Raw genomic sequence first — 26,990 nt, 5'->3', positions numbered from 1 at the left:
GCATTCGGAACACTTATTTAGTTCTCCTCTTCAATCTTTCCAGTTAACCAGTAGCGGATCCGCCTCGGGTGTTCGCGAATGTAATTCTGCACGGCGGTCTCGACGTCGCTTTGCTGGGTCTCGAGCAGCAACGCGGCCATCTCGTCATCGTTGAGATAGAGCCGGGTGAAGAAGGCGGTGATCGCCGGTGGATGATCCTGCTGGAAGCCCTGGCGGGCAATGGCGTGGATGCGTTCGCGACCGCCGAGGATCTGCTGGGGATCTTGCAAAAAACGGAGATCGTAGCGGGCGAAGATCCAGTGCGGTTGCCAGGCGGTGACCACCACCCACTCTTTGTTGCGATAGGCGCGATCCAGTACGGCGGTCATGGCGGCGCCGCTGGCGGCGACCAGTTTGTAGTGGTCGTTGAGTTGATAGGCCTTCATCGCAGCTTCCGAGGATTGCATCAGTCCGGAGCCGGGATCGATGCCCTGGATGCGCCGGCCGAGTCGTTTGGCCACCTCGGGCTGCCGGAGATCGGCGATGGAAGCCAGTTGCGCCTCGGAGACATAGGCGGGCACCACCCAGCCGAGCCGGCCGGTGTAGATCGGTCCCAGGTTGGTGACCCGGTGCTGGACTTTTTGCCAGTAATGGCGATGGGTCTGGGGCAGCCAGCCCATGAGCATGATATCCAGATCGCCGTCGGCCACGGCCTGGTACTGGATGCCGATGTCGGTCATCACCCGCTCGACCTGGTAGTCGAGATGCTGCTCCAGCAGGGTTTCGGCCAGCGTGGTGATCACTTCGGCATCGGCCCACGCGGTCCAGCCGATGCGCAGGGTCCGATCGTCGGTGTGCTCGGGCAGGGTGACATCGACTTGCTCACCCGCCGGGCGGCCGGCCGGGGTCGACAGGGGTGTGCCGTAGAAATAGATATAGGCGAACAACCCGAGCGCGATGAGCGCCGCCAGCAGTAACGTGATGCCGCGTCGCAGGCTCATGGGTCACCTGCCGACTTGCTGCCGCGGGCGTTATTCCCCGAGAGGCCGAACAGCTCGCGCAGCCGCTCGAGCATCCCGGCGCGCCGGCGCTGGCCGAAACTCTGGGTGATGCGATCGAGAATGATCGCCAGCACCACCACGCCGATGCCGCCTTCAAAGCCGAGGCCGACATCCAGGCGCTGGATGCCGCGCAGCACCACGTCGCCGAGGCCGCCGGCGCCGATCATCGAGGCGATGACCACCATCGACAGGGCCAGCATGATGTTCTGGTTCACTCCGGCCATGATCGAGGGCAGGGCGGCGGGGATCTGTACCTTGAACAGCAGCTGTCTCGGCGTACAGCCGAAGGCGAGTCCCGCCTCGACCATCTCCCGCGAGACCTGGCGGATCCCCAGGTTGGTGAGTCGTACCGCCGGCGGCATGGCGAAGATGATGGTGGCGATGGTGCCGGGCACTTTGCCGGTGCTGAAGAACATCACCGCCGGGATCAGATAGACGAAGGCCGGCATGGTCTGCATGAAATCGAGCACCGGGCGCACCACGTTCCAGACCCGGTCGCTGCGTGCTGCCCAGATGCCGACAGGCACGCCGATCACCAGGCTGACCACCGTGGCGGCCAGGACCAGCGCCAGGGTGGAGAGGGTATCGCGCCACAACTCGAGTCCCAGCACCAGCGCCAGGGCGGCCAGGGCAAACAGGGCGAAACGCCAGTTCACCCGCCAGGCGGCCAGCGCCACGATCAGCGCCGCCAGCAGCCAGGCCGGCGGGGCCAGCAGCAGGATCTCCAGCGAGGTGGTCAGTCCATCGATCAGCCAGACGATCACATCGAACAACCACTGGGCATGGGCCAGCAGCCAGTCGACGAGGGCGCTAATCCATTCGCCCAGCGGAATGCGGCCCTCGGCCAGGGCCGGGCGCAGGGGGTGGAGCAATCTGGCGAGGGCCTCCATCATGTGTCGCTCTTCTCCAGGGTTTCCAGCAAGTGCGCCCGCGACACCACGCCGAGAAACTGATCGTTGCGCCCCAGCACCGGCACCGGATAGGGAGTGCCGGCAACCCGTCCGAGGACGTTGTTCAGCCGAGTGGTGTGCCGCAGGGTGCGTGGCCGTTGCAGACAGGCCGATTCGATCGGTCCGTCGCTGTGTTGCAGCGTCTTGCGGGAGGCGATGCCCAAAAAGCGCTGTTCACTGTCGATCAGATAGGCGTATTCGTGTTGCTGTCGCGCCAGGGCCTGCAACAGCTGTTGGGCATCATGCTGTTCCTCCAGCCGGAACAGGGTCTCGGGCGCCCGGGCGATATCGCCGGCGGTGTAGACCTGGGCCAGATCCACATCCTGGAAGAAGTTGCGAATGTACTCGGTGGCGGGGTTATCGAGGATTTCCCGAGGTGTTCCCACCTGCACCACCTGGCCGCCTTCCATCATCGCGATGCGATCGCCGATGCGCATCGCCTCGTCCAGATCGTGGGAGATGAAGACCACGGTGCGGGCCTGTTGCTGTTGCAGTTTCAGCAGCTCTTCCTGCATCTCGCGCCGGATCAGCGGATCCAGCGCCGAGAACGCCTCGTCCATTAATAAAATAGTGGGTTCGGTGGCCAGGGCCCGGGCCAGCCCGACCCGTTGCTGCATGCCGCCGGAGAGCTCATCGGGATAGCTGTTGGCGTTGCCGTGCAGGCCCACCTGTTCCAGGGCGTCCATGGCCCGCTTGTCACGTTCGCTCTGATTGGCGCCGGCGATCTCGAGTCCGAATGCGGCGTTTTCGAGCACGCTCAGGTGGGGCAGCAGGGCAAAGGACTGGAAAACCATGGCGATATCGCGGCGGCGCAGATCGATCAGTTCCGCCCGGTTCATCTGCACGATATCCCGATCGTTGATCAACACCTCGCCGGAGGTGGGCTCGATCAGCCGGTTGAGCATGCGCACCAGGGTCGATTTGCCGGAACCGGAGAGCCCCATGATGACAAACACTTCGCCGGCGCGGATGCTGAAGCTGGCGTCGCGAACCCCCACGGTAGAACCGGTCCGTTCGAAGATCGCGTCCTTGTCCAGGCCCTCTTCGATCAGTTGTCGGGCGCGCTCGGGTTGCGGGCCGAAGATCTTGTACAGGTTTTTGACGACGATCTGATCGGTCATGACTACATCCTGTGGCTGACACCGGCTGCCGGGAGGCGGTGCCAAAAATGTCGGTTCATTATGCCCCCGAAATTCCGCACTCAACAAGCTGGCATGAACTCTCTATAACAGAGATTGGGCACCGGGGAAGCCGCGTGCCCTACAAATTCCGGGTCAGACGTGCTAGTTTTGCGCTCCGAAACGACGACGCGGTGGCAGGTGGCATGAGCGAACGGGTTCTACACGGCGTGCGCCTTGAATGTATTCAGGGCGATATTGCCAGCCAGTCCGACATGGACGCGGTGGTCAACGCGGCCAATGCCGAGCTGCGCATCGGCGGCGGCGTGGCCGGGGCGCTGCACCGGGCCGCGGGGCCGGGGCTGGAAGACGAGGGCCGCCCGCTGGCGCCGATTCGCCCGGGGCAGGCGGTGATCACCGGGGCCCATAATCTGCCCAACCGCTATGTGATCCATTGTCTGGGCCCGGTGTACGGAATGGACGAACCGGCCGAGGAATTGCTGGCGGCCTGTTACCGCAACGCCCTGGCCCTGGCCGAGGAACACGGCATCGCCTCCGTGGCCTTTCCGGCTATCTCCACCGGGGCGTTCGGTTATCCGCTGGAGGCGGCGACCCGGGTGGCGCTGACCACTGTGGCCGGGCAACTGCCGCAGCTGAGCACCGTGCAGCACATCCGTTTCGTGTTGCACGAGCCGCACAGCCTGCAGGTGCACGAGCAGGCGCTGGCCTCCCTGCCCGGGGCGTGAGCCGGGACCCTGTCCCGGGTGTGTGAATCCGGCGGCATTCGCCCGCCGATTACCGCAGGCGTATTATGAGTTTGACCGGTTGCTTCGGTAACCGGGCAAGAAAGTTGTAGTGTATTTGACAGACGTGATGATGATTCAGACCGAAGCCGACGAACAGGCCCATCTTGAAGAAGTAAAAACCCGCCTGCACCGCGCCCTGGCCGATATCGATGCCCGGGTGCAACGCTATGCCGAGGAGATCCAGACCCAGAAGGAATATTCCTGGGAACATCGCGCCGAGATGGATCACGTGGAGAAAATCGCCAACCGCGAATCCATCGCCCAGGCGATGTTCACCGGCGAGGCGGCGCTGGACAAGAAAAAGCGCATCCAGAAGCTGCTCGCCTCGCCCTATTTCGGCCGCATCGATTTTATCGAGCAGGGCGGGGACAACCCGTTGCCGATCTATATCGGCATGCATTCCTTTTTTGATGAGGAGCTCAAACGTAACCGGGTGTTCGACTGGCGCGCGCCCATCGCCAGTCTGTTTTACGACTATGAACTGGGTGAAGCCCGTTACGAAGCCCCCGAAGGCGAGGTTGCCGGCGAGATCGCCCTCAAGCGCCAGTACCGGATCCGCCACGGTAAAATGGAGTTCATGCTCGATACCGAGCTGAATATCGTCGATGACGTGCTGCAGGAAGCGCTGGGCCAGGCTGCCGACGATCGGATGAAGAACATCGTCGCCACCATCCAGCGGGATCAGAACGCCATCATCCGCAACGAACACTCCTCGGTGCTGATCATCCAGGGGGTGGCCGGCTCGGGCAAGACGTCTATCGCCCTGCATCGCATCGCCTACCTGCTGTACCGCTTCAAGGAGTCGTTAAGTTCCGAGGATATTCTGATCATCTCGCCCAACCGGGTGTTTGCCGATTACATCTCCAACGTGCTGCCCGAGCTGGGCGAGGAGCAGGTGGCCGAAACCGAGATCGAGACCCTGGCGGCGGAACTGCTCGAACACCAGTACAAATTCGAAAGCTTTCATGAACAAAATGCCCGGCTGCTGAAAAACGACGACCCGGCACTGCCGCAGCGCATTCGTGCCAAGGCCTCGCTCGATTTTCTCAAACAGCTGGATAAATATATCGCCCACCTGGAAGATAATCGCTTCACACCGCACGAACTGCGCATCAACACCAAGCCGGTGCCGGTCTGGTTTCTGGAAGAGTCCTACGAGAAACATCGCGCCTCGCCGGTGGCCGAGCGCATTAACCGCATTGCCCGCGATGTCGAGAGCAAGGTGGGGATTTACTACAACTACACCCTGAGCACCCGGGAGCGGCGCGATCTCAAAGAGTCCCTCAAAGGCATGATGCAGACCACCACGTTACGCAATGCCTACAAGGACTTTTTTACCTGGCTGGGCGAGCCGGACCTGTTTCAGCCGGCAAAGAACGCGCGCCTGGAATACTCGGACGTGTTTCCGCTGATCTATATGAAGATGCGCCTGGAGGGGATCCGCAAGAATTACCGCAACGTCAAACACCTGCTGGTGGATGAGATGCAGGATTACACCCCGGTGCAGTATGCGGTACTCTCGCGCCTGTTTCCGTGCAAGAAAACCATCCTCGGCGACGCCAGCCAGTCGGTGAATCCGTTCAGCTCCACCACGGCCGAGGGGATCCGCGAGGTCTTCACCCATGCCTTTTGCGCCAGTCTGAACAAGAGCTATCGCTCGACTTACGAAATTATCCAGTTCGTACAGCGTATCGCTCCCAACGCGGCGATCGAACCGATCGAGCGCCATGGCGAGGCGCCACAGGTACTCGGTTTTGCCAGTCGCAACAAAGAGCTGGAACAGATCCGCGCCCTGATGCAGGAATTCGACGCCTCCGATCATCATACCCTGGGGATCATCTGCAAGACCCAGCAGCAGGCCGATCGGTTATACAAGGCGGTACAGGATGAGCTGCCCAACGTGTACCGGTTGAACCTGCAAAGCAGCCATTTCTCCCAGGGCGTGGTAATCTGTCCGGCGTCCCTGGCCAAGGGGCTGGAGTTCGACCGGGTGATCGTGCCCCAGGCCGATACCGACAACTATGCCGCCGAGATGGATCGAAGCCTGCTGTATATCGCCTGCACCCGCGCCATGCACCGGCTTACGTTGACGCACGTCGGTGAAGCCAGCCCGTTTATCGCCACAGCGTAACCGGCATGTACCATTACGATTTATATTCAACCTTGAGATCGCGTATTGATGGACATTGATTCACTGACGGCCCCGTCGATGATGGGCCGCATGACCCCGTTGCACGAGACCCGGCTGGATCAGGTACTGCGCCGTCTCAAGGGCAGCGGCGCGCGCCGGGTGCTGGATCTCGGTTGCGGTTCGGGGCACCTGCTTTATCGCCTGGCCGGCGAGCCACAGTTCGAGCAGATCGTCGGGCTGGAGACCTGCGCGCGCTCGCTGCGACAGGCCAGGGAGTTGCTGGCCGATCATCTGCAGGGTGACTCACCCCGGCTGGATCTGATCAACGGCTCCTATACCGAATCGCAGCATAACCTTGAGGGTTATGATGCCGCCGCCATGGTGGAGACCATCGAACATCTCAAGCCGGGTGCGCTCTCGGCGGCCGAGCAGGTGGTGTTTGGCCAGATGCGCCCGGCCGTGGTGTACATGACCACGCCCAATCGGGAATACAATCCGCTGTATGGTTTACGCCCCGGGGAATTTCGCGAAGCCGATCATGAATTTGAATGGGATCGCGACAAGTTCCGGCACTGGTCGCAGGGCGTCGCCCGGCGCAACGGCTATCGCGTTACCCTGGGCGGCATCGGCGAGGCCGATCCGGAATTCGGCCAACCGACCCAGACAGCCTGGTTTACGCGCCTTGATTAACTCTCGCGGCGCAGCCGCTCCTACACATTTATATGGAATCTGTAGGAGCGCCTCTGGCGCGATTGCCGAAATTTATCGTGATCTTATTTTCTGTTATCACGGTACCCGGATGTGATCGGGTACACGCAAGACCTGTTCAGGCGTCGTTCAATCGCGCCATTTTTTAACTGTTAACCCGGGGAGCTCATTCCATGCTCGAAGAACTCAACCAACGCTTTGCCCATCCCGATGTTCGTTTCAGCCAAAAAGATCAACTGATCATGATCGAGCTGAACAATCGCCACGGTTCGGCCACACTCACCACCCATGGCGGGACCTTGCTCAGTTATCAGCCCGCCGGCGGCGAGGAGGTGATCTGGCTCAGCGAGACGGCGATCTATGACGGCAGCAAGCCGGTGCGCGGCGGCGTGCCGATCTGCTGGCCGTGGTTTGGCCCGTATGATCCCGACACCCTGGGCGCGGATCCGACCGATGCAGCCAAAAAAGGCCACGGCGTCGCCCGGTATGAACTGTGGGAGGTGGCCGGCGTGCGCAGCGTGGATAACGAGGCCACCGAACTGGTATTGCAGCTCGAACCCAATGACTCGATTCGCCAGGCCTGGCCGCTGCCGTTCATGCTCAAACTGATCGTGACCCTGGGCGAAAAACTGACCCTGGAACTGGTCGGCGAGAACCGCAGCGAACGTGACTGGGTGGTTTCCGAAGCGTTTCATACCTACTTCAATGTCGCCCGGGCCGACGGGCTGACCATCGAGGGACTGGACAATACCGCGTATATCGACAAGGGCCGGGACGGCCAGCGTTTCACCCAGGAAGGGCCCTTGCCGCTGACCCTGCCGATGGAATGCATTTTTGTCGATCATAACAACGACGTGGTCATCGACGACGAGGGCCACGGGCGGCGGATCGTGATGGAAAAAATTAACAGCGCGAGTACCGTGGTCTGGAACCCGGGCCCCGAAGGGGCGAAAGGTTTCGCCGACATGCCCGACGATCAATACGACCACATGGTCTGCGTCGAGGCCGCCAATGCCCTGGACAACGCCTATACCCTCAAGGCCGGGGAATCGCATTCGATGAAAATGACGATCGCCGTGAACTGAAGCGAATGATCCCGCTGTGTGCTAGCCACCCGGCGGGCTTTGCATTCCGGCGTGCGGGGTATATGCTCTGATCGTGACGTCCGGTCACGCAGGGAAGGTCCCCGACTTATGAGCCTGATTGCGGCCAGCGGACTGGTCAAAACCTATCGCGCCGGGGATGTCGATGTCCCGGCGGTGTGCGGGGTCGACTTTACCATCGAGGCGGGGGCTTTCGTTGCCTTCGTCGGGCCCTCCGGCAGCGGCAAGAGTACCTTGCTGAACATGATCGGCGGCCTGGATCATCCGACCGGGGGCACGCTCAAGGTGCTCGATACCGATATCGCGCAACTGGATCGCAGCGCCGCGGCGGCATTTCGCGGTGCGAATCTTGGTTTTATCTTTCAGGATTTTAATCTGATCCCGGTGCTCTCGGCCTGCGAGAACATCGAATACCCGTTGCTGATGGTGCAGGACTGGCCGGCGGACAAACGCGCGGCGCGGGTCAACGAACTGCTCGAGGCGGTGGGCATGGCCGACCAGGCGAACAAGCGGCCCGATCAGCTTTCCGGGGGACAGAAACAGCGCGTCGCCGTGGCGCGCGCGCTGGCCACCCATCCCAAACTGGTGCTGGCCGACGAGCCCACCGCCAATCTCGATCACGATACCGCCTTTCGCATTATCGATCTGATGAAAAAAATGCGCGACGAGTTCGGCACCACGTTCATCTTCTCCACCCACGATCCCAAGATCATGGACGCCGCCGAGATCACCTTCACCCTGGAAGACGGCCATCTGAGTGATCATCCGGGAGGTGCGCAATGATCCGCATCTTCAAACTCGCTGCGCGCAACCTGGCCCGTTACTGGCGGCGCACGCTGCTGACCTCGGGGTTGATCATCCTGGGCATTGTTGCGGTGCTGTCGTTCGTCGCGGTGTCCGGCTCGTTCAAGAACATCATGGTGGGGCAGATTACCGACTCGATGCTCGGCCACCTGCAGGTGCACCGCAAGGGCTATGTCGCCTCCATCGAGAACCTGCCGCTGAATCTCAACATCAAGCCCGCCGCGCTGGCGAAGATCGAACAGGCGCTGGACATGCCCGAGGTCGAGGCGATCTCGCCGCGGCTCAAGTTCGGCGCCATGTTCAGCAACTTCACCGAGACCACCAGTATTCGCCTCAACGGCATCGTGCCGCAGCGCGAGGCCGCCGCCATGCCGGCGCTGGCCGAACGGCTGGTGGACGGCACGCTGGCCAACGGACTGATCGAGCCGGGCAAGCTGCTGATCCCGGAATTGCTGGCGAAGGGCATGAAGATCAAACCGGGTGACACCGTGGTACTGGTGGCGACCAACGTCGACGGCTCGGTCAACGGCCAGACCTTCGAGGTGCAGGGTATACTCGAGGCGGTCACCGGCCCCGGCGGGCGCGACGGTTATCTGCACATGGACGATGCGCGCACGCTGCTGCGCATTACCGATTATGAAGTCAACGAGATCGCTGTGCGTCTGAAGGACATCGACAGGGTAGAGCAGGTCGCGGCACAACTGCGCAAGGCCCTGGCTGAGATTAAAAATCCCAAAGGCGAGGCGATGCTGGACGTGCACAGCTGGGATCAGCTCTCACCGTTCGCCAACATCGCGCGCATGATCGATCTGCTGGATCTGTTCATTCGCATCATGCTGGTGGGCATCGTGCTTATCGCCATCATGAACGTGATGATCATGGCAGTCTACGAACGCATCCGCGAGATCGGGACCATCGCCGCCATCGGCACGCCGCCGAGGCGTATCCTCGGCCTGTTCGTCGCCGAGGGCCTGCTGCTCGGGCTGGTGGGTACGGTGATCGGTACCGTGCTGAGCCTGTTGCTGGTCTGGGTGCTCAACCTGTGGCCGGTGAGTTTCAATTTCGGTCGCCAGGTGATCGAACTGGCGCCGGCGATCGCGCTGAGCGAGGTATTGTGGATCGGCGCCATCGTGATCCTGGTGGCGGTCATCGCCAGCCTGCAACCGGCCTGGAAAGCAGCGCGCATGGATCCCATTACGGCTTTACGCCATGTATAAAGAACAGGGGCGAGGGACGAGGAACGAGGTTCGAGGTTCGAGGGAGGAACCGCACAGTGATTTATCATCGAACAGGTGTCGAATGAAACGTCTATCGGGAATGCAATTTGTTATTCTGTTCATGTCTCTGGCAATGGCGGTACCCGCGCATGCCGGGTTCGACGCTACCGCCATCCTCAAGGAAGTCGACGAACGCATGGCGCCGGCGTCCTATGAAATGTACCGCAAGCTGATCAACATCGAGCCCGATGGCAAGCGCAAGGAGTTTGTGCTCTACACGGTGAAAAAGGGCACGGACAAGATGGTCGCGCTGTTTCTCGATCCGCCCAGCGAGAAGGGCCGCAGTACCCTGCGCCTGGGCGATAACCTGTGGCTGTACATTCCCAACGTGGGCAAGCCGATCCGGATCACCAGTCTGCAATCGGTGGTGGGCGGCGTGTTCAACAACGCTGATATCATGCGCCTGGACTTCAGCGACGAGTACACTGCCAGCGCCGCCGGCGAGGAAGACGGCCGGTACATTCTCGAACTCAAGGCGCGCGGCCCGGCGGTGGCCTACGACCGGCTGAAGATGTGGGTGGACAAACAGACCCGCGTGCCGCTGACCATCGAGGCCTACGCCGCCAGCGGGCTGCTGATCAAGACCCTGCACTACAGCGACATCAAGGACTTTGGCCACGGCATCGTGCGCCCGGCGAAACTGATCACCGACAGCCCGTTATACAAAGGCTATCAATCGGTGATGCTGTTCGACGGGATCCGCCCGCGCGAATTCGCCGACGAGGTGTTCACCCTCGATTACCTGCCACGGGTGGGCGAGCTGCGTCAATGAAGCGCTTATGCTGAGAGGGGCGTGGTTGGCGTTCTGGATCGCGGCGATGCCGGCCATGAACGTATCGGCCGCCGACGAGTTCAGTTTCGATCTCAGCCAGTACGGGAAAAAAGCGTACGAGTTCGGCGGCTACCTGCAGGGCAGTGCCGAGCACATCGAGGTCGACAGAGATGCCGCGCTCAGTGCCCTGAGTTTTCCCGACGGCGCCCCGGACAGTTATCAACGCTATCGCGGCGTACTGGAACTGACCGGCAAGTACCGCTGGGACAGCGCGAGCCTCAACACCCTGTGGCACGGCGAGACCCTCGACGAGTACACCGGCAACCGCCACGACACGCGCTTCTACGAACTCTACGTTGATGCTGATCCCGGCGAACGCTGGACGCTGCTGGCCGGCAAGCGCGCACTGCGCTGGGGCAAGGGCTACGCCTTCAATCCCGTCGGCTTCCTCGAGCGGCCCAAGGACGCCACCGATCCGGAGCTGTCGCGCGAGGGTTTTGTGCTGGCCTCCGCCGAGTATGTGCGCAGTTTCGACGGGCCGCTGCAGACCGTCTCGTTCACACCGGTGATCGTCCCGGTCAGTGATGATATCAATGACGACTTCGGCAGCGAGAAAGACACCAATTTCGCGGCACGTCTCTACCTGCTCTACCGCGATACCGACATCGATATCCTGCTGCGCAGCGGTGACAGTCGAGCCGATGCGTTCGGAGTCGACTTCGCCCGCAACCTTACCACCAACTTCGAGATCCACGGCGAGCTGGCCTGGTTCGGCGATCGGACCCAATCCGTGCTCGATGCCGGCAACACCCTGGTGACGCGCGAGACCGAAGCCTTTGACTGGCTGCTCGGCCTGCGTTATCTCACCGCGGCCGAGACCACCTGGATCGCCGAGGTCTACCACAACGGCGCCGGTTACACCCGGGACGAGATGCAGCGCTTCTATGATCTGGCACGCGCGACGCCGACCACGCCCGCCCTGCGCCCCGCCGCGCTGGCCGCGCGCCAGGCAGGTTACGGCACACCCCAGCCCATGCGCGATTATTTATATATAAAGGTGTCACAAAAAGAGCCCTTCGAAGCCCTGTACTGGAACGCCGGCGCCACCTCGATCATCAACCTGCACGACAGCAGCTATACCCTGATCCCCGAAGTCAGCTACTCCGGCATCACCAATCTGGAACTGCGCGGGCGCCTGGCCCTGCTCGGCGGCGGGCGTGATACCGACGTCGGCGAACGGCCCAATGACTGGCGGGCGGAGTTGCGGTTGCGTTATTTTTTCTGAGCCGGCCTCGGCGAAGCCGCGCTGTTCAACAATCCCGGCTTGCCGCAATCCAGTGCGGGCTTTTGCGCTGGTATTCAGTGCAAGCCGATCGAGCAAGGAGTGATGCTATCGACAGCCTGATCTATACCTTTCCCGTCTCCGGTGTGCAGACTGCACTGTGGCTGCCGCCGTTGGTGGCGTTTGTCATCAGCTTTTTCACCTCCATGGTGGGCATTTCCGGGGCCTTTTTGCTGCTGCCGTTTCAGATGAGTGTGCTGCATTACACCGCCCCCTCGGTCAGCGCTACGAATATGGTGTTCAACCTGGTTGCCATCCCCGGTGGTGTGTACCGCTATCTGCGCGAAGGGCGCGTGCTCTGGTCGCTGACGGCGGCAATCGCCCTCGGCACCCTGCCCGGGATCGCCATCGGCTATGTTGTGCGTGTCCGCTACCTGCCCGATCCGGTGGCGTTCAAGCTGTTTGTCGGCGGCGTGCTGCTGTATATCGCCTACCGTGTCTTCGCGGACCTCATGTCCTGGCGCCGGGTCCGTGCTGGTGTCAGTAACGGCAGCCCGGCACGGTCTGCCGGGCCGGCAATGGCAATGAAGACCCTGGCGGTTTCACCTGCGCGGGTGTGTTTCCGTTATCAGGATCAGTCCTTTTCATTTAGTGTCCCCGCGATGGTATTGCTGGCCTTCGTGGTCGGCATCATCGGCGGCATTTATGGCATCGGCGGCGGGGCGATCATCGCGCCGTTTTGCATTACCCTGTTCGGCTTGCCGGTGTACACGGTGGCCGGTGCGGCGCTGGCGGCTACCTTGCTGACCTCGGTATTCGGGGTGTTGTTTTACAGCGTGTTGCCTGCACCGGCGGGACTATCCACCCAGCCTGACTGGGCGCTGGGCGTGCTGTTCGGCCTCGGGGGCCTCGCCGGCATGTACCTTGGCGCTCGGGCGCAGAAATACATCCCCCAATCCGCCCTCAAGCTGATGCTGGGCGTCTTCATGCTACTGATCGCCGGACGCTATATCGCCGCCTTTTTTGTTTCCTGACACAATGCGTGGCCCGACAAAAGAAGGCTTCTTCCGCGTTGTGGTTTATGAAAGCTTTTCTATCACCGAGCGAATCCTCTGGCGGATCTTTTTATAGGTATTCCTTGACCACGCCTCCAGCGCGGGAAGATAACGGGGATCGCCGCTTGACTCGATACGCGCCAGCAGCGACAGCACCACCTCGCGGTTGATGTCGTTGAGCCAGGTGAGATCGGGCGGGGTGTCGGTAACGGTGATGAGGGCATCGACCCTTGCGAGCATTTCAGCGGTGTAAGTCTCCCGCTCGATTGCCCAGCCACGGGCGGTGTAGACCAGCAGTGGCAGGCGGCCGTCGTACTGGATGGCGAGATAGTCATTGAGGATGAGCCAGTCGATGCGAGTGAGAATATCATCCATCGTTAGCCTGGCCAGCGCGCCGTAGGCGGGGGAGTGGTCCAGTTCCAGCTCGATGAGTTTTTTCTCGCGCGATCCCTTGAGCACCTTGGCCAGCAGGGTGCGTCCGCCGCGCATGATAAGCTCATCCGCGCCGCGCAGAATGAGGACGATTTCATCTTGCGCCAATGACTGGACACCCCTTGCGTCCAGCGTGACGGGAAAGCGTCGTTTATTTCGGCTCATGAGCGTCGTGTTGTAGTCGATTGATGCTGCCTATTTCCCAGGACAGAGGGTTGCCCCGTCAATCTGTACTATCCCCTCATCCTGCATCCGGCGCAGAGTCCGGTAAAGCGATTCATGGGAGAGTCCCAGCTCGGCGGCCCAGGCCTTGCGTGACATACTTAAAGTCACTATGCCGTTGTCGCCCTCGGTTTCCAGGTAATGCAGGATGCGTTCGGCGGCGCTGTTGAGACAGAGCCGCTCGGCGCGGGCGCGCTGGCGGCGCACCTCGGATGCCAGCAGCGTGATCCAGGCGCGGTTGAAGGCGGCGTCGTTTTGCAGTGCGTCGGCAAATGCCTTGCGGGGAAAGGCCAGCAGTGCGCCATCATCGGCGGCAACCACGTCGCAGTGGTAATGTCGGGCGTCCAGGCTCGCCTCGGCGATAAAACCACCCCGTGAACGTTGCAGGATGATTTCCTCACCACCGGCGCTGCGCCGCAGCAGGCGGAGCTCGCCACGTAATACGAACAGTATGAAGCGGGGTTTGTCACCCTGATGGTAAAGCGTTTGCCCGCGGGCAAACTGATCCAGCCGGGCAGCATTCCGCAATACAACGGGGATGGCCGACAACGCCGGGTGTTGCGGGTCGATGGTTTTCCAGTCTATAGCCATGGGGTGCTTTGTTTGTCGCGGTATTCCAGTGTAGAAAGTCGAATATGATTATAATCATACACATACATACGCGGCCATGAGACGGTATTTTAGTCGATCAGGTGCGTCGTAACTGCCACAAGAGGATAGGTATTATGAAGCTGAGATTCGCGGAATTGGTAGTGTTGACCCTGGCGGCAGCGATTATCACGGGATACCCGGCCGCGGCGGAGACGGCGGCAAAACCCGGTGCGGCAATGCCCGGGGATACGCGTGAACTGCTGCCCATCCCGTTCACCACAAGGGACAAGCTGCTGCACAAAATGAACCAGGATAATCTGGGCGCGCTGGGCCGCATGCTGGATGCCCTGTCCCGGGATGACCTGGCGCAAGTCGCTCGCATCGCCAATGATTTGAGTTATACGGACAAGACGGAGAAATTTTCCCGGCGCCGCGGAAGCAAGACCTTCGCCGTCATGGCTACCGACTTTCACGGCCAGAAGATGCCAGCGATCCGCGAGGCTGCCGAACAGGGCGATCGCCAGCAAGTCCTGCGGCGCATGAGTGAGGCCGTGCAGTCCTGCATGGGGTGCCATTCGGCGGTACGAATGGTGGAGTGGCCAAACGAACGGCAGTACACGACACCGGCACCGGTCAGCCTGCCGGATGCGATTCCTGTGCCGCAGCGCCGGATCCCGGACTATCAGTATTCGACGAATGCAGAATCCCAACCCTGAACTGCAGCGATATATGATTTGAATCATACCCGCTGTCCCGGCTGCCGGCTAGCATACCGGGAAAATGTGACAGGAGTGGATCCGATGTTCAAACCAATCCGATGGGGGTTGATGGCCGCCGGTCTGCTGGCCGTCGTGATGCTCGCTGCCCGGGCCGAGCCGACACACCAGCACACCATGCATGATCAGCACGAAGGCGACGCGGAGGTCACGGACAACCGTGCGCTGGTAACCTTGCCACAGCAGATGCGTATCCACACCCTGGCCAACATGCGCGATCATCTGCTCAGCCTGCAGGAGATTCAGACGGCCCTGGCCGAGGGCCGGTTCGACCAGGCCGGCGAGATCGCCGAGCAGCGGCTGGGGATGACCTCGCTCGAATCGCACGGCGCCCATGAAGTGGGGCAGTTCATGCCCGAAAAGATGCGCCAACTGGGTACCGAGATGCATCGCGCCGCCAGCCGCTTTGCCGTGGTGGCCAGAGATGCCGGCGTGGAGGATGATGTGAAACCGGCACTGGCGGCGCTGTCGCGGGTCACCCGATCGTGCGTGGCCTGTCACAGCGCGTTTCGTTATCAATGAGGGAGAGTATATGAAAGTCTTCAATCGGATGGGGCGTGTTGTCGGGCTGTTTTGTCTGCTCGCACTTGGCGGCACGGGGGTACAGGCCAACGAGGCTCCATTGCGCCTGCAGCAGGTCAATGATCACGTTTATGCCATCGTCGGCCCCTTCGGCAATCGCACGCCGGAGAACCTGGGTAACAACGCCACCTTTGGCTTCGTGGTGACGAAAGATGGCGTGGTGCTGATCGATTCCGGCGGCAGTTATCAAGGTGCGGCCGCCATCAAGACACTGATCAAACAGGTTACCGACCAGCCGGTGAAGCTCGTGATCAACACCGGCGGGCAGGATCACCGCTGGCTGGGTAACGGCTACTTCAAGGAACGGGGCGCGCGCATTATCGCCAGTGCGGCGGCGGTGGCCGATCAGAAGGCTCGCCTGCAGGACCAGATGTTTATGCTGGGTAACCTGATGGGCAAAGCGGCATTGGACGGTACCGAAGCCGTGTACGCCGATGAGACCTTCACCGACAAACACATGTTGACGTTTGGCGGCGTGACCTTCGAGCTTCGCAAGGTTGGCCCGGCCCATACCCCCGGCGATACCCTTGTCTGGCTGCCCGGTGAGCGTATCGTATTTGCCGGCGATGTGGTGTTCGTGGAGCGGATGTTGGGAGTTTTACCCTATTCCGATAGTCAGGGCTGGATCGAGGCCTTTAACGCGATGGCGGCGTTGGAGCCGAAAGTGGTGGTCCCCGGTCACGGTCCGGCCACCGACCTGAGCCTCGCGCGCCGGGATACCCTGGACTATCTGGTTTTCCTGCGCGAGAAGGTGGGGACGTTCATGGACAGCGGCGGAGACATTACCCGGATCGGTACCCTGGATCAGTCCCGTTTCGAGTATCTTGTAGATTACGACGTGCTCAAGGGACGCAACGCCCAGCAGGTCTATCAGCAAATGGAATGGGAGTAATAGAGGCAGGCAGCGTTTCCGCTGCCTGCCTGTTTGCTACATCCTTCTTTTGACGTTATTGCCCCCGTAATCGCGATTTTGTCGGTGCCCATACGGGCTCGCCGTTGGCGAGAGCGGTGAGATAGAGTTCCATCTCGGTATATTCCCGCGAGCCCAGATCCAGCGGAAAGGTACGGGTGACGACCTGGCAATGGCGAATCCGCTGTTGCAGGCTGATCTGCCCCAGGTCGTGGCCGGCGATAAAGTGTTTCGGCCAGTCCCCGGCGGTGTTATCCAGCGAATTCAGCGGTTGTCCGCGTAGCCATTGGCCCTTCGCCGCCGTATGGCAGTCTGCGCAGGAGAAGTTGAGCTGACCGGCCTTGCGCCGGAAGCGCTGCTCGCCCCGCTCGATGGCCTGCGCGGCCGGCCCGTCGGTGGCCACCTGGATGGGGACATCGCGACTCAGATACTTGATATAGCTGGTCAATACATTCAACCGGGCACTGCCGCGTTTTAACGGATCGCTGTTCATGTGGGTGTCACGGCACCGGTTGATGCGATCCTGAATGGCAACGATCCGTCCGGCGTCGGCATCGAATTTCGGGTAGGTGGCAGCCACACCCTCGAGATCCGGACCATCCTTACCGGCGCTATGGCACGAGGTGCAGGAACGGCCGTTGTTACCCACCTGATGGAATGCCGCCTTGCCCGCCTCGATATAGTCGTCGGCGTCGGTCAGATCCACACCGGCGATGAACACCTTCTCCCGCCGGCTTCGGCGCGGCGAGCTTGTTCTGTCGGGATCGTCAACGGGCCGGGTCAATGTCGCCAGGTAGGCGGTGATATGCGCCACTTCATGGGCGCTCAGCAATTCGTTGGTGCCGAACGGCGGCATCAACGACTGCCGATTGTGCACCCGCGCATCCCAGATATGTTGAAAGGTATACGCCCGGGACCGTTCCGAGTTGCCGTAATCGCTGAGATTGGGCCCGACATTCCCCGGCTGGGTGCTGTCGGGACCGAGCACGTGACAGCTCAGGCAGCGTCCCCTGGAACGGTTGTAGGCCAGCTGCTTGCCAATCTCGGGATTACCCGCCATGTCAGGGGCGGCCTTGCGCTGGGGTGGACGGATTGATTTGGTTTCATCGTCGGCAACGGAGGGGAAATGTTTGGCTTCCTCAGCAACCATGCCGTGACCGCCACCGTGACCGCCGCCGTGTCCACCGCCATGTCCCCCACCCTGATGTTGGGACTGGGCGAAGGCTTGCTCGAGGTTCGGGGCAACGAGTGCCCCGAGAAACAGACACAGGCCGGTAAGACCGGCTATTCGCCACATGCGTATGCGTCTTGCCCCCTTGTCGGTCACGCAACGGCGACCGCCTGGTGATTTGTCGTTGACTGGATTATGAATCATGTCCTGCTCCGTAATTCGTGATTAATACAATACTTTCCAATACAGGGCGACAAGATCGTTGTCCGCATCGGAGGCGGCATTTTTCTCGTCGTACAATGTGTATTCCACGCCAATTTCATTCTTGATCGGACGGGCCCGGGTCGGTAGGCGGAAATTGATACCCACGGTGGTTTCGGTACCCGGCGGCAGGAACCCGCGTATCCGATCGGGATCCCCCATGGCACCGCTTTCGCTGCTGGTATCGAACTGCTCGTAGCGGATCTTGGGCGAGAACCGTTTGGAAAACCCGTCATAACGCATGGCGACGTACCAGTCGTCGATTTCACCCTTGCCGCTTCGGATCAGGGTGCCGCTACTTTGCGGGACGATCATCTGATCGATCTCGGAGTGATTGTATTCGGCGGTAACCCAGAGCGGTCCGTGCTGGTAGCGCAGATCCACGCCCCAGTGTTTTTCATCGGTGATGCCGCCCGTGGCCAGATAGTTGCTGGCCGGATCACCGTTGTAACCCTGAAAGCCTTTATAATAAGAGGCACCGAGGCTCAGTCCCTGAACCGGTGTGGCCCAGACCAGGCGGGCGGCGATATCTTTCTTGTCGTTATTGTCGTTGGCAAGACGAAACTCAAGCGGACCGCTTCCACTCTCGCTCAGCGAACCCCCGATACCGGTTCCCTGAAGAATTCCCACGGCATACAGCAAGTTGCCTGATTCGTTTTGCCCGAATGCCTGGAGCTGCATATCGCGAATCAGCCTTGTTCTGGCGAACACCTGGCGTGTCCAGACGGGCCGGTCGTTGAAACTCATCAGCGCCACCGGGGTGCGCATGTTCAGGCCATACGGAACCACATCCTGGCCGGCCCTGACACGAAGATGTCGATTAAAGCTGTATTCGATCCACGCATCGGCAACAGTATTTTCAGTGACCCGCTTGAGACCGTTGTTGGTCGTGGCATCGCCGGTGGGGGGACCGAAGCGGTCATTGAAGCCGTCGAAATTCAACCGCAGCATCGCCAGCGTGTTGTCGGACAACGCGCCCCACAGGGCGAAGCGGGCATTTTTTAGCTCGAGTGAACTGTTGTTGGCCTCTATCTCGGAATCAGTATAAACAGGTTTGAGGAACAACCTGTTTTTGAATTTTTGTCCCGGTCCGAATTTTCTCGCATGCGGGCCGGCCAGCAGCCAGAACGCATCGGATTCTCTATGCAGGTAAGTGCCTTCCGACTGATCCGCGGCGACATCGCCGATCGCCATACAGCAAACCAGCAGGCAGGTGACTTTTCGTAATGTTGAGTGATACATGGCTCTCTCCCCTTTTATATTGCGATGTCATGGGTCCCCATACTTCCCATGCCAGCAGCCCGGACGGCTGATGTTGTCGATCAGGCCATGACCATGTAACCCGGGTATTTCCGGGAGAGAGAGTTTTGTATCAAATTGTTTCAGCGTGTAAATCCGGGCTTTAATCCGGGAAAAAATGGATGTATTCTTAATAAGTTGTACGCCCGTACAATATATAAAGAGCGAGCGCCCGATTGGTCCGACCATGACTGAATCACACAAGCAGATACTGATTGTGGACGACGATCCCGAGATCTGTGAGCTGCTGGGTAATTATTTGTCTCGCAATGACTTTTCTCCTCATATGGCACATGATTGCCAGTCCGCGCGGTTGCTGTTCGAGCAGCAGCCGTTTGATCTGATTCTTCTGGATATCATGTTGCCCGGGGAAGACGGCCTGTCGATGTGCCGCGAATTGCGCGCAAAACACGATATCCCGATCATTATGCTGACGGCGCTGGCCGAGGAGGTGGATCGCGTGGCCGGGCTGGAAACCGGCGCCGATGATTATCTGGTCAAGCCGTTCAGCGTTCGCGAATTGCTTGCCAGGGTGCGCGCGGTGTTGCGGCGGGTTCATCACGCGCAGGATTCGGAACAGAACGAACCTGTCCGCTTTCATTTTGCCGGCTGGATACTGGATCTTTATCTGCGCAGGTTGCAGTCACACGAAGGTGTGGTTGTGCCACTGTCCAGTGCCGAATTCCGGCTGCTTTCGGTGTTTATGACGCATCCCCATCGTGTCCTGAGCCGTGATCAACTGCTCGATATAACCTGTGGACGCGAGGCGGGACCGTTCGATCGCTCGATAGATGTCCAGATCAGCCGACTCAGACGGCGCCTGAATGATACGGGCCATGATCCCCGAATTATCAAAACCATTCGCAATGAAGGTTACATGCTGGTTGCCAAAGTGGAACAGGAATACGATTAATGGTGCGATGGCCTGCGACCCTGGCCGGGCGCCTGATGCTTATTCTGCTGAGTGGCCTGCTGGTTGCACAGCTCGTAGCCGGGTTGATTTTGCTCAGTCATCGCGGCGAGACGCTGTACCAGGCCGGCGGAATTTACGCGACCCAGCGAATCGCCAGTATTGTCCAGGCGCTTGAAACACTCCGACCGGGTGATCGGGAGTACATTCTGTCGGTGATGAACACACCCTCGCTTCATATTACCCTGGAAAACGCCGAACCGGTAAAGCATGGTACAGCCAATCCGGCGGTAACCGACCATTCACAACATATTAAAAATCTACTTGATAATGCGCTGGTGGGATCAAGAAAAACACACGTCAGTATGTCCGATTATTACCGCCGTGATGCCAATACAGACGGCAGTTCCGTCAATGACGGGGACTTCGATGGCGCGTTTACCGCCTGGGTTCAGCTTGATGACGGTAGCTGGGTACGTTTCGATCACCGACTGGGCGTTGAACCCTACGCGGTTCCAAAACGGCTTTTGCTGACACTCATCGTATTGTTGATTCCCGTGGTCCTGCTGTCCTGGTTTGCCGTACGCTGGCTCACGAAACCGCTCAGAATGCTTTCCCATGCCGCTATCAAGCTTCGCAGTGACCTGCAACGGCCGCCCTTGCCGGAAGAGGGGCCACGCGAGGTACGTGACGCGGCATCAGCGTTTAATGTCATGCAGACCCATCTGTTACATATGATGCGCGACCGCGAGCACCTTCTTGCGGCGATTTCACATGATCTCAGGACGCCCATTACACGCTTACGTCTGCGTAGCCAGCAGATTGAGGATGATGAATTAAGAAACAAATTTGAGCGAGATATCGATCAAATGCAAGAACTTGCCATCTCAACGCTCGATTTTGTACGCGATGTCGATTCCAGCGAACAAAGAGAGCCGCTCGATATCGTGGCCCTGCTCGAGACAATCCAGCATGATCGCGAAGAGATGGGGCAGAAAATTACCGTGGAGGGATCGGCCGATCCCTATCCGGTCAACTTCAGCGCATTTCGCCGATGCATGGAGAACCTGATTGATAATGCGGTTAACTATGGTTATGAGGCCCGGGTGTCGGTTCACGATGAACCGGGATGTCTGGTCCTGCGTGTGGTCGATTCGGGGCCGGGGATACCGGAGGCACAACTGCAACATGTTACAGAACCTTTCTATCGCGTCGAAAAATCCCGTTCGCGCGAAACGGGCGGGGTCGGTCTGGGGCTTTCAATTGCCCGGAATATTGTCGATTCCCATGGGGGCGAGATGACACTGCGTAACCACCCGAAAGGCGGGCTGGAAATCGTCATTCGGCTGCCCCGGGAATCCGGAAACGGTGTGTAGCCAAGCGTGGCATTTTGCCAGTGTCCTTGCAATTTGCCAGAGGCGTGGGCTGTTCCAGAGGCTTTATCCCCCATAAATTATTGATTCTCTAATTGGCATGGGTTTTGTAAAGGATTGTTCTGCAAACAGCAAATCAGGGAATTTCTCCTGATCCTGACAACAAAGAGAGTTAAAGAATGGCCCAGCCCATGCCTCAGAAATTACTCAATGAACTGCCGGGCTATTTTCCCGAAAGTCTGGCACAGCGTGGCAGGATCGTTCGCCTCAACCGCGATGAAGGTGCCAACACTTACGATACATTCACGGTTGGGTTGAATGCCAAGTTCGGCTATTGATGAACCGGGCATTTTCCTGACCGCCAATGCGGTCTCCCATGAGCGGTGCGGCATTCTGTCGCGCCGTTTTTTATTGCAGCACAGGGAAGATCATGGTTTTATGGAAAATGTAGTCATGATAATTAACTGGAGGTAACGAATAATGCTTTCTGGCGGTGCTCGTTTAATGCTCGGTGTTTTGCTTTTCGCATTGGCCTCGCTTTCTCATGCCGAACGCGACTTTCTGGTCGATTCGGTCTGGCTTGAATCAAAAATCGACGATCCGGATATGGTCTTGCTGGAGGTGCGTTATCACCCGCATCGTTATTATACGGTAGGCCACATTCCCGGGGCGGTACAGGTGCAGCGTTTCAAGGACCTGGGTGACAATCGTGCGGTTCCCCTGATGCGGTTTCCCTCAAAAGCCGATTTTCAGTCAACATTGCGTGGCTGGGGCGTGAATAACGACTCGCGGGTGGTTATCTACGACGATTCGCGCACGGCGTTGGCCTCCAGAGTCTATTTTCTGCTCGAGCTGTACGGTTTTGATATGTCCAGGGTGAAAATCCTGCAAGGCGGGACCATCGAATGGACGGCATTTAATGAGCTGAGCAAGGACAAAGCCAAAGTCAATCCAGGCAATGTGACACTCAAACCCGCCAATCCGCGACTTTTCGTGGAATGGGAAGATGTTTATGAAGATGTTCTCTCGCGCCGTGATCCCGATGTGGTGTTGCTGGATGCCCGCCCGCAGGATATGTACACCGGCGAGGTGATTCGCCATACGGTTCGCGGCGGACATATCCCCGGCGCTGTCAATATCGTCAGTCTGGAGGGTACCGACGGTCAGAGCCAGAAATGGCTTTCAAACGAAAAACTGGCATACCTGTATCGATCCATTCCAAAAGACAAGCGGGTTTATGTCTATTGCCATGATGGTTTTCGCATGAGCCTGGCGTATATGCAGCTCAAGAAACTGGGGTATAAGGATGTGAGGCTCTACAATGGCGGCTGGTCGCATTGGGGGAATGAGCTGACTTTGCCCGTAGTGGAAGGGGAGGAGCCTTACGACGCCGAGTATGCCCTGTAGGCTAATATCGAACCATAGGCTGATTGCCGGACACCGCTCGCGCTTTGTCCGGCCTACGCCCTGCTTGTCAGGTAGGCCCGATTGAGCGCAGCGGTATCGGGCAGATTGCCGGACACCGTCTGCGGCGCTCTGTCCGGCCTACGCCCCGTTCCAAGCCCCGGCCGAGCCTGGAAGTACCGATGGCTTTATCTTATTCTTGTTGACGGGAAACCTCTTGCTTTTAAGGTATTATGTTTACGTTCTTGCACAAGGGCCAAAAGCGTGAGTCGCGATGCGGTGGATTAAACGCCTGACAGTGATATCGCTGGCAACCGTCCTGATCGGTTGTGGCGACGAGACAGCCCCGCCGGTGAATGTCGGGGAGGTTTCTTCCCAGGCTGATCCGTCGGCCCTGGTCTTGATCGTGCATCCCTATGATACTCCGAGCCGCATCATCAGTCGTTTTCAACCGCTGGCCGATTATCTTCAACAGCAGACGGGTCGCCAGGTAATAATCGAGGTGGCGCTGTCCTACCGGGATCAGATCCGTCGGCTTGCCCGCAACGAGGCGGATCTGGCCTATATCGGTCCCACGCCCTATCTGCGGGCACACGATCACTATCTGAAGGGCGCCGAGCGCAATCTTCAGCTGATAGCGGCCGAGGCCGGTGAAGACAAAACCGGCTACCACAGCGTGCTTGTCGTTCGCTCCGGCAGTGAGATCCGCGCGGTGGATGATGTGCGCCATCATACCGTGGCTTTTGGATCGCCCCATTCATTCAGCAGTCACTATGTGCCACGCGTGATGCTGGCCCGAGCCGGTATACAGCTCAGTGATCTGAAGGATTATGCCTTTTTGCGTCGCCATGAGCGGGTTGCCCTGGCGGTGTTGCATGGCGATTTTGACATGGGCGGATTGCGCAAGGCGATTGCCGAACGTTACCTGGATCGGGGGTTGCGTATCGTGGAAGAGTCCCCGAGCCTGCCCGCCCATGTGATTGCCGCCGCGCCGGATTTTGATACAGAACTGGCAAAGCGCCTGCGGGAAATACTGATTTCGGCAAGCGAGGATATTGCAAAGGATTTTCAGCCCTTCGGTCAGCCGGTCCGGTTTATTCCTGTCGAGGACAGCGACTTTTCCCTGGCGCGCGCGGTGGTGCGTACCGTTGAAGACGGTTGCCCACAGGAGGCCTTGCCGTGGTAAGGCAACGCCGCATCACTTTGTCCGGGCTGATCAGCCTCTATGCGGGCGGGGCACTGGTGGTTCTGGCCCTGATTCTGGGCGTGGTGATGCAACAAAGCATCAGCCGCGTACTGGACGATGCCTTGCGTGACAAGGCCGGCGCCCTGGCCCGGCAACTGGCGATCGTCTCCCTGGATTCGGTGCTGACCTACGATTACGGTACCCTCGAACGTTATGTCAAGGATCTCGGTGCCGGGCGGGACATGGTTTATGTCCGGGTGCAACGCGAGGACGGTGAGTTGCTGGCCGAGGCAGGCAACCGTGAGCGGGCGGGGGATAGTTCGGTTATCACGATTGCCGAACCCGTCAACCTGGCCGGGCGCGATATTGGTGAAGTGCTGGTGGCCTATGATCGCCGGGCAGTCGATCAGACTGTCGGGCTGCTGACCCTGGCCGGTCTTGTCGGCTTGCTGGTGCTGACGGTGATTCTGTTTTACCTGCTACGCCAGCTGCTGCGTGCGCGGCTGGTCGAACCGGTCCGCGCCCTGGCCAACAGTGTCAATCCAATGTACACCGATGCACCCTTGGCCATGCCGTTGAAACAAAATGTGCCCGAGGAGATCGAGCAACTGGCGGAAATGTTTTCGCGCCTGCAAAATGACATTCACCGTCATATTGACGAACTGGAACAGGCCAACCGCCTGGCCCGCAGCGCCACGGCGCGCTTGTGCCAGGAACAGCGGCTGGCCACTATCGGGCAGATGGCGGCCGGGCTGGCCCACGGGTTGAATACCCCGCTGGGTAATATCATCGGCTATGCCCAGCAGGGCAGCCGGGAAATTCCGGATGAACGCGGCGCGCATCGTTTCCAGGTCATCGAGCGTCAGGCGCGTAAATGCTCGCAAATCGTGGGCGATCTGCTGGCCTCCGCCCGGGCACCCAGGACGGTGATTCAGCGGCTGGATCTGGATAACCTGGTGCGTTCCACCGTCACTTTGATACGCCCGGTGATCCGCGATCACGGGGTGACCTCCGTCGAGATCAACAGCTGGGGGCCATGCTGGGTCTATGGGGATGTCAGCGGGCTGGAGCAGATTCTTTTCAATTTATTTAACAATGCGGCCCAGGCCGGTGCCACGGCATTGCAGCTCACACTGCAGTGTAGCGAAGACGAAGGGGTACTACTGGTGCAGGATAACGGTTCGGGCATTGACAACGCGCACCGTAAAAAAATATTCGAGCCCTTTTTTACCACCAAGGAGGCCGGCACCGGTACCGGCCTCGGTCTGTATCTGTGCCGGACCCTGCTGCAATCCATGAACGGGCATATTGAACTGGTCGAGGATGCCGCCGGCCAGACGCTGTTTCGTTTACAATTGCCTGCCGCCGAAGCACAAATTAGCGAGAAGGCACATCAGGTATGAAATTCGATATTCTTATTGCCGAAGATGATCCGGATATGGCCGACTTGCTGGAGGAACTGGCCAGTGAAGCCGGGTTTCGTGTCACTGTCTTGTATACCGGCAGCGAGGCGCGACAGCGTTTGCACCGTGATCTGCCCGATGTGTTGTTTACCGATTTGCGCCTGCCACAACCCGACGGCCTGCAGTTACTGAACGAGGCGCGTGGATTGAATCCCGGCATGCCGGTGGTGATGATCACCGGCTATGCCACGGTTCAGGATGCTGTTGAGGGATTTCGTAATGGTTTGTTTGATCTGATCACCAAACCGTTTGATACCGAACAGGTGCGCGGCCTGCTGGAGCGAGTGCGAAACCTGCTGACCCACGAACGGCGTATCGAGCAGCTGGATGCCCGGCTGGCACAGCTGGACGAGGAACCCGCGCCGGTCATCGAGAGTCGCGCCGCGCAACGCATGCTGGAGCTGGCCGAACAGGTGGCGCCGCTCGAACTGCCCGTGCTGCTGAGCGGCGAGACCGGCACCGGCAAGGGCGTGCTCGCCCGCTGGATTCACGATGCCAGTCCACGTTGCGAGGGCCCGTATCTGGCGCTCAATTGCGCGGCGGTGCCGGAAACCCTGATCGAGAATGAACTGTTCGGTCATGAAAAAGGCGCATTTACCGGTGCCACGTCGCGTAAACGCGGCCTGCTGGAACTGGCCGACGGCGGCACCCTGCTGCTGGATGAGATCAACAGTACCCGTCCCGAAGTGCAGGCCCGCCTGCTGCAATTCGTCCAGGAGCGCACCCTGTTGCGGGTGGGCGGGGAGCGGCCGGTCGACGTGGATGTCCGGCTGGTTGTCGCGGCCAATGAGGATCTGGCCAAACTGGTGGAAGAGGGCCGTTTTCGGCGGGATCTCTTCTATCGGCTGAATGTGTATCCCATTGAATTGCCCCCCCTGCGCGAGCGGCGCGAGGATATCGCGCCGCTGGCCGAGCGTTTCATGCTGCGCTACGCGCGTGAGCTGGCGCGCGACGTGCGCGGTTTTTCCGCCGGGACGCTCGACGCCCTGCAGGGTTATGACTGGCCGGGGAATGTCCGGGAACTGGAGAATATTGTTCAGCGTGCCGTGGTCCTGGCCAACGGTGAACATATCGAGCGCCATCATTTGCCGCGGGAGTTGATAGCCGGTTCCAGCGCCAGTCCGTCTGATCCCTGGCCGATTCCACCGGATGCCACACTGCTCGAAGTCGAGCGTTACTGGATGGAGCACATGCTCAGGCGTTGCCAGGGGAACAAAACCGAAGCCGCCCGGCGGCTGGGGATCGACCCTTCCACCTTGCACCGACGGCTACGGGATTAGCGGCAGTCGTACAGAATGCGGCAGTTCCCAGGTACCAATATAATATTACGCTCGGGCAGATAAAAAAGCCTGATCCAACTGGAC

General features: G+C 59.7%; 26 protein-coding genes. 19 read left to right on the top strand and 7 right to left on the bottom strand.

Annotated elements, in window-relative coordinates:
* Positions 1-17: 17 nt before the first annotated feature.
* From U5J94_RS13435 to proV, 3 genes are read right to left on the bottom strand one after another with little or no spacing between them, the layout of a single operon-like run.
* A complete protein-coding gene (locus U5J94_RS13435; RefSeq protein ID WP_322566132.1) occupies positions 18-980 on the bottom strand; it encodes a glycine betaine ABC transporter substrate-binding protein in 963 nt (320 codons plus the stop codon).
* On the bottom strand, positions 977-1,933 hold the full coding sequence (locus U5J94_RS13430) for a proline/glycine betaine ABC transporter permease (RefSeq protein WP_322566131.1): 957 nt from the start codon (positions 1,931-1,933) through the stop codon (positions 977-979). The genes U5J94_RS13435 and U5J94_RS13430 overlap by 4 nt, the downstream gene beginning before the upstream one ends.
* Positions 1,930-3,111, bottom strand: coding sequence for a glycine betaine/L-proline ABC transporter ATP-binding protein ProV (gene proV, locus U5J94_RS13425; protein WP_322566130.1), 1,182 nt, complete (start codon positions 3,109-3,111; stop codon positions 1,930-1,932). The genes U5J94_RS13430 and proV overlap by 4 nt, the downstream gene beginning before the upstream one ends.
* Before the next feature lie 203 nt (positions 3,112-3,314).
* On the opposite strand from proV, the gene U5J94_RS13420 reads away from it, so the two are divergent.
* The 9 genes from U5J94_RS13420 (at position 3,315) to U5J94_RS13380 (ending at position 13,025) form a co-directional block, all read left to right on the top strand.
* Positions 3,315-3,854, top strand: a complete 540-nt coding sequence (locus U5J94_RS13420; protein WP_322566129.1) for a macro domain-containing protein — start codon at positions 3,315-3,317, stop codon at positions 3,852-3,854.
* Positions 3,855-3,978: 124 nt separating this feature from the next.
* A complete protein-coding gene (locus U5J94_RS13415; protein WP_416224231.1) occupies positions 3,979-6,045 on the top strand; it encodes a HelD family protein in 2,067 nt (688 codons plus the stop codon).
* Positions 6,046-6,093: 48 nt separating this feature from the next.
* The gene (locus U5J94_RS13410) at positions 6,094-6,735 is read left to right on the top strand and encodes a methyltransferase domain-containing protein (RefSeq protein ID WP_322566127.1); all 642 of its coding nucleotides are present in this window, start codon (positions 6,094-6,096) and stop codon (positions 6,733-6,735) included.
* A gap of 191 nt (positions 6,736-6,926) precedes the next feature.
* The gene (locus tag U5J94_RS13405; protein WP_322566126.1) at positions 6,927-7,838 is read left to right on the top strand and encodes a D-hexose-6-phosphate mutarotase; all 912 of its coding nucleotides are present in this window, start codon (positions 6,927-6,929) and stop codon (positions 7,836-7,838) included.
* Between the two features lie 108 nt (positions 7,839-7,946).
* Positions 7,947-8,639, top strand: a complete 693-nt coding sequence (locus U5J94_RS13400) for an ABC transporter ATP-binding protein (protein ID WP_322566125.1) — start codon at positions 7,947-7,949, stop codon at positions 8,637-8,639.
* Positions 8,636-9,877, top strand: a complete 1,242-nt coding sequence (locus U5J94_RS13395; RefSeq protein ID WP_322566124.1) for an ABC transporter permease — start codon at positions 8,636-8,638, stop codon at positions 9,875-9,877. The genes U5J94_RS13400 and U5J94_RS13395 overlap by 4 nt, the downstream gene beginning before the upstream one ends.
* A 100-nt stretch (positions 9,878-9,977) precedes the next feature.
* Positions 9,978-10,709: an outer membrane lipoprotein-sorting protein gene (locus U5J94_RS13390; protein WP_322566123.1), complete on the top strand. Its 732-nt coding sequence runs from the start codon at positions 9,978-9,980 to the stop codon at positions 10,707-10,709.
* Between the two features lie 7 nt (positions 10,710-10,716).
* On the top strand, positions 10,717-11,994 hold the full coding sequence (locus U5J94_RS13385; protein WP_322566122.1) for a hypothetical protein: 1,278 nt from the start codon (positions 10,717-10,719) through the stop codon (positions 11,992-11,994).
* 107 nt (positions 11,995-12,101) lie between these two features.
* A complete protein-coding gene (locus U5J94_RS13380) occupies positions 12,102-13,025 on the top strand; it encodes a TSUP family transporter (RefSeq protein WP_416224230.1) in 924 nt (307 codons plus the stop codon).
* Between the two features lie 45 nt (positions 13,026-13,070).
* Here the strand turns inward: U5J94_RS13380 and U5J94_RS13375 are convergent, their stop codons facing one another.
* Entirely contained in the window at positions 13,071-13,643 is a 573-nt protein-coding gene (locus U5J94_RS13375; RefSeq protein WP_322566120.1) for an RQC-minor-1 family DNA-binding protein, read from the bottom strand.
* 30 nt (positions 13,644-13,673) lie between these two features.
* Positions 13,674-14,291, bottom strand: coding sequence for a Crp/Fnr family transcriptional regulator (locus U5J94_RS13370; protein ID WP_322566119.1), 618 nt, complete (start codon positions 14,289-14,291; stop codon positions 13,674-13,676).
* A gap of 134 nt (positions 14,292-14,425) precedes the next feature.
* Between U5J94_RS13370 and U5J94_RS13365 the strand changes: the two genes are divergently transcribed.
* The 3 genes from U5J94_RS13365 (at position 14,426) to U5J94_RS13355 (ending at position 16,541) form a co-directional block, all read left to right on the top strand.
* Positions 14,426-15,007, top strand: coding sequence for a hypothetical protein (locus U5J94_RS13365; protein ID WP_322566118.1), 582 nt, complete (start codon positions 14,426-14,428; stop codon positions 15,005-15,007).
* An 84-nt stretch (positions 15,008-15,091) separates the two neighbouring features.
* Positions 15,092-15,589, top strand: coding sequence for a hypothetical protein (locus U5J94_RS13360; protein ID WP_322566117.1), 498 nt, complete (start codon positions 15,092-15,094; stop codon positions 15,587-15,589).
* Positions 15,590-15,599: 10 nt separating this feature from the next.
* Positions 15,600-16,541, top strand: coding sequence for an MBL fold metallo-hydrolase (locus U5J94_RS13355; RefSeq protein ID WP_322566116.1), 942 nt, complete (start codon positions 15,600-15,602; stop codon positions 16,539-16,541).
* 55 nt (positions 16,542-16,596) lie between these two features.
* On the opposite strand, the gene soxA is transcribed toward U5J94_RS13355, so the two are convergent.
* Positions 16,597-17,934 carry a sulfur oxidation c-type cytochrome SoxA gene (gene soxA / locus U5J94_RS13350; RefSeq protein WP_322566115.1) on the bottom strand — a complete coding sequence of 446 codons (1,338 nt, stop codon included), beginning with the start codon at positions 17,932-17,934 and terminating at the stop codon, positions 16,597-16,599.
* A 21-nt stretch (positions 17,935-17,955) separates the two neighbouring features.
* A complete protein-coding gene (locus tag U5J94_RS13345; protein ID WP_322566114.1) occupies positions 17,956-19,233 on the bottom strand; it encodes a porin in 1,278 nt (425 codons plus the stop codon).
* 244 nt (positions 19,234-19,477) lie between these two features.
* Between U5J94_RS13345 and U5J94_RS13340 the strand changes: the two genes are divergently transcribed.
* The 7 genes from U5J94_RS13340 (at position 19,478) to U5J94_RS13310 (ending at position 26,906) form a co-directional block, all read left to right on the top strand.
* On the top strand, positions 19,478-20,203 hold the full coding sequence (locus U5J94_RS13340) for a response regulator (protein ID WP_322566113.1): 726 nt from the start codon (positions 19,478-19,480) through the stop codon (positions 20,201-20,203).
* On the top strand, positions 20,203-21,576 hold the full coding sequence (locus tag U5J94_RS13335) for an ATP-binding protein (RefSeq protein ID WP_322566112.1): 1,374 nt from the start codon (positions 20,203-20,205) through the stop codon (positions 21,574-21,576). Before U5J94_RS13340 ends, U5J94_RS13335 begins: the two co-directional genes overlap by 1 nt.
* A 188-nt stretch (positions 21,577-21,764) precedes the next feature.
* Positions 21,765-21,911 (top strand): hypothetical protein, encoded by a 147-nt coding sequence (locus tag U5J94_RS13330; protein WP_322566111.1) that lies wholly within the window; start codon positions 21,765-21,767, stop codon positions 21,909-21,911.
* Between the two features lie 166 nt (positions 21,912-22,077).
* Positions 22,078-22,980 carry a sulfurtransferase gene (locus tag U5J94_RS13325; protein WP_322566110.1) on the top strand — a complete coding sequence of 301 codons (903 nt, stop codon included), beginning with the start codon at positions 22,078-22,080 and terminating at the stop codon, positions 22,978-22,980.
* Positions 22,981-23,251: 271 nt separating this feature from the next.
* Entirely contained in the window at positions 23,252-24,163 is a 912-nt protein-coding gene (gene phnD, locus U5J94_RS13320; protein WP_322566109.1) for a phosphate/phosphite/phosphonate ABC transporter substrate-binding protein, read from the top strand.
* Positions 24,157-25,566 (top strand): sensor histidine kinase, encoded by a 1,410-nt coding sequence (locus tag U5J94_RS13315; protein WP_322566108.1) that lies wholly within the window; start codon positions 24,157-24,159, stop codon positions 25,564-25,566. The genes phnD and U5J94_RS13315 overlap by 7 nt, the downstream gene beginning before the upstream one ends.
* Complete coding sequence (locus tag U5J94_RS13310; RefSeq protein WP_322566107.1) at positions 25,563-26,906, top strand: sigma-54 dependent transcriptional regulator; 1,344 nt, start codon at positions 25,563-25,565, stop codon at positions 26,904-26,906. Before U5J94_RS13315 ends, U5J94_RS13310 begins: the two co-directional genes overlap by 4 nt.
* The last annotated feature ends 84 nt before the right edge of the window (positions 26,907-26,990 follow it).

Source organism: Thiohalophilus sp., assembly GCF_034522235.1.
GTDB lineage: Bacteria > Pseudomonadota > Gammaproteobacteria > UBA6429 > Thiohalophilaceae > Thiohalophilus.
The sequence above is the reverse complement of the archived record's forward strand: the minus strand, read 5'-3'. Positions and strand labels throughout refer to the sequence as shown.

Coding starts and splice junctions, on each gene's coding strand:
- U5J94_RS13435 (WP_322566132.1), bottom strand. CDS start 980: ATGAGCCTGCGACGCGGCATCACGTTACTGCTGGCGGCGCTCATCGCG.
- U5J94_RS13430 (WP_322566131.1), bottom strand. CDS start 1,933: ATGATGGAGGCCCTCGCCAGATTGCTCCACCCCCTGCGCCCGGCCCTG.
- proV (WP_322566130.1), bottom strand. CDS start 3,111: ATGACCGATCAGATCGTCGTCAAAAACCTGTACAAGATCTTCGGCCCG.
- U5J94_RS13420 (WP_322566129.1), top strand. CDS start 3,315: ATGAGCGAACGGGTTCTACACGGCGTGCGCCTTGAATGTATTCAGGGC.
- U5J94_RS13410 (WP_322566127.1), top strand. CDS start 6,094: ATGGACATTGATTCACTGACGGCCCCGTCGATGATGGGCCGCATGACC.
- U5J94_RS13405 (WP_322566126.1), top strand. CDS start 6,927: ATGCTCGAAGAACTCAACCAACGCTTTGCCCATCCCGATGTTCGTTTC.
- U5J94_RS13400 (WP_322566125.1), top strand. CDS start 7,947: ATGAGCCTGATTGCGGCCAGCGGACTGGTCAAAACCTATCGCGCCGGG.
- U5J94_RS13395 (WP_322566124.1), top strand. CDS start 8,636: ATGATCCGCATCTTCAAACTCGCTGCGCGCAACCTGGCCCGTTACTGG.
- U5J94_RS13390 (WP_322566123.1), top strand. CDS start 9,978: ATGCAATTTGTTATTCTGTTCATGTCTCTGGCAATGGCGGTACCCGCG.
- U5J94_RS13385 (WP_322566122.1), top strand. CDS start 10,717: ATGCTGAGAGGGGCGTGGTTGGCGTTCTGGATCGCGGCGATGCCGGCC.
- U5J94_RS13375 (WP_322566120.1), bottom strand. CDS start 13,643: ATGAGCCGAAATAAACGACGCTTTCCCGTCACGCTGGACGCAAGGGGT.
- U5J94_RS13370 (WP_322566119.1), bottom strand. CDS start 14,291: ATGGCTATAGACTGGAAAACCATCGACCCGCAACACCCGGCGTTGTCG.
- U5J94_RS13365 (WP_322566118.1), top strand. CDS start 14,426: ATGAAGCTGAGATTCGCGGAATTGGTAGTGTTGACCCTGGCGGCAGCG.
- U5J94_RS13360 (WP_322566117.1), top strand. CDS start 15,092: ATGTTCAAACCAATCCGATGGGGGTTGATGGCCGCCGGTCTGCTGGCC.
- U5J94_RS13355 (WP_322566116.1), top strand. CDS start 15,600: ATGAAAGTCTTCAATCGGATGGGGCGTGTTGTCGGGCTGTTTTGTCTG.
- soxA (WP_322566115.1), bottom strand. CDS start 17,934: ATGATTCATAATCCAGTCAACGACAAATCACCAGGCGGTCGCCGTTGC.
- U5J94_RS13345 (WP_322566114.1), bottom strand. CDS start 19,233: ATGTATCACTCAACATTACGAAAAGTCACCTGCCTGCTGGTTTGCTGT.
- U5J94_RS13340 (WP_322566113.1), top strand. CDS start 19,478: ATGACTGAATCACACAAGCAGATACTGATTGTGGACGACGATCCCGAG.
- U5J94_RS13335 (WP_322566112.1), top strand. CDS start 20,203: ATGGTGCGATGGCCTGCGACCCTGGCCGGGCGCCTGATGCTTATTCTG.
- U5J94_RS13330 (WP_322566111.1), top strand. CDS start 21,765: ATGCCTCAGAAATTACTCAATGAACTGCCGGGCTATTTTCCCGAAAGT.
- U5J94_RS13325 (WP_322566110.1), top strand. CDS start 22,078: ATGCTCGGTGTTTTGCTTTTCGCATTGGCCTCGCTTTCTCATGCCGAA.
- phnD (WP_322566109.1), top strand. CDS start 23,252: ATGCGGTGGATTAAACGCCTGACAGTGATATCGCTGGCAACCGTCCTG.
- U5J94_RS13310 (WP_322566107.1), top strand. CDS start 25,563: ATGAAATTCGATATTCTTATTGCCGAAGATGATCCGGATATGGCCGAC.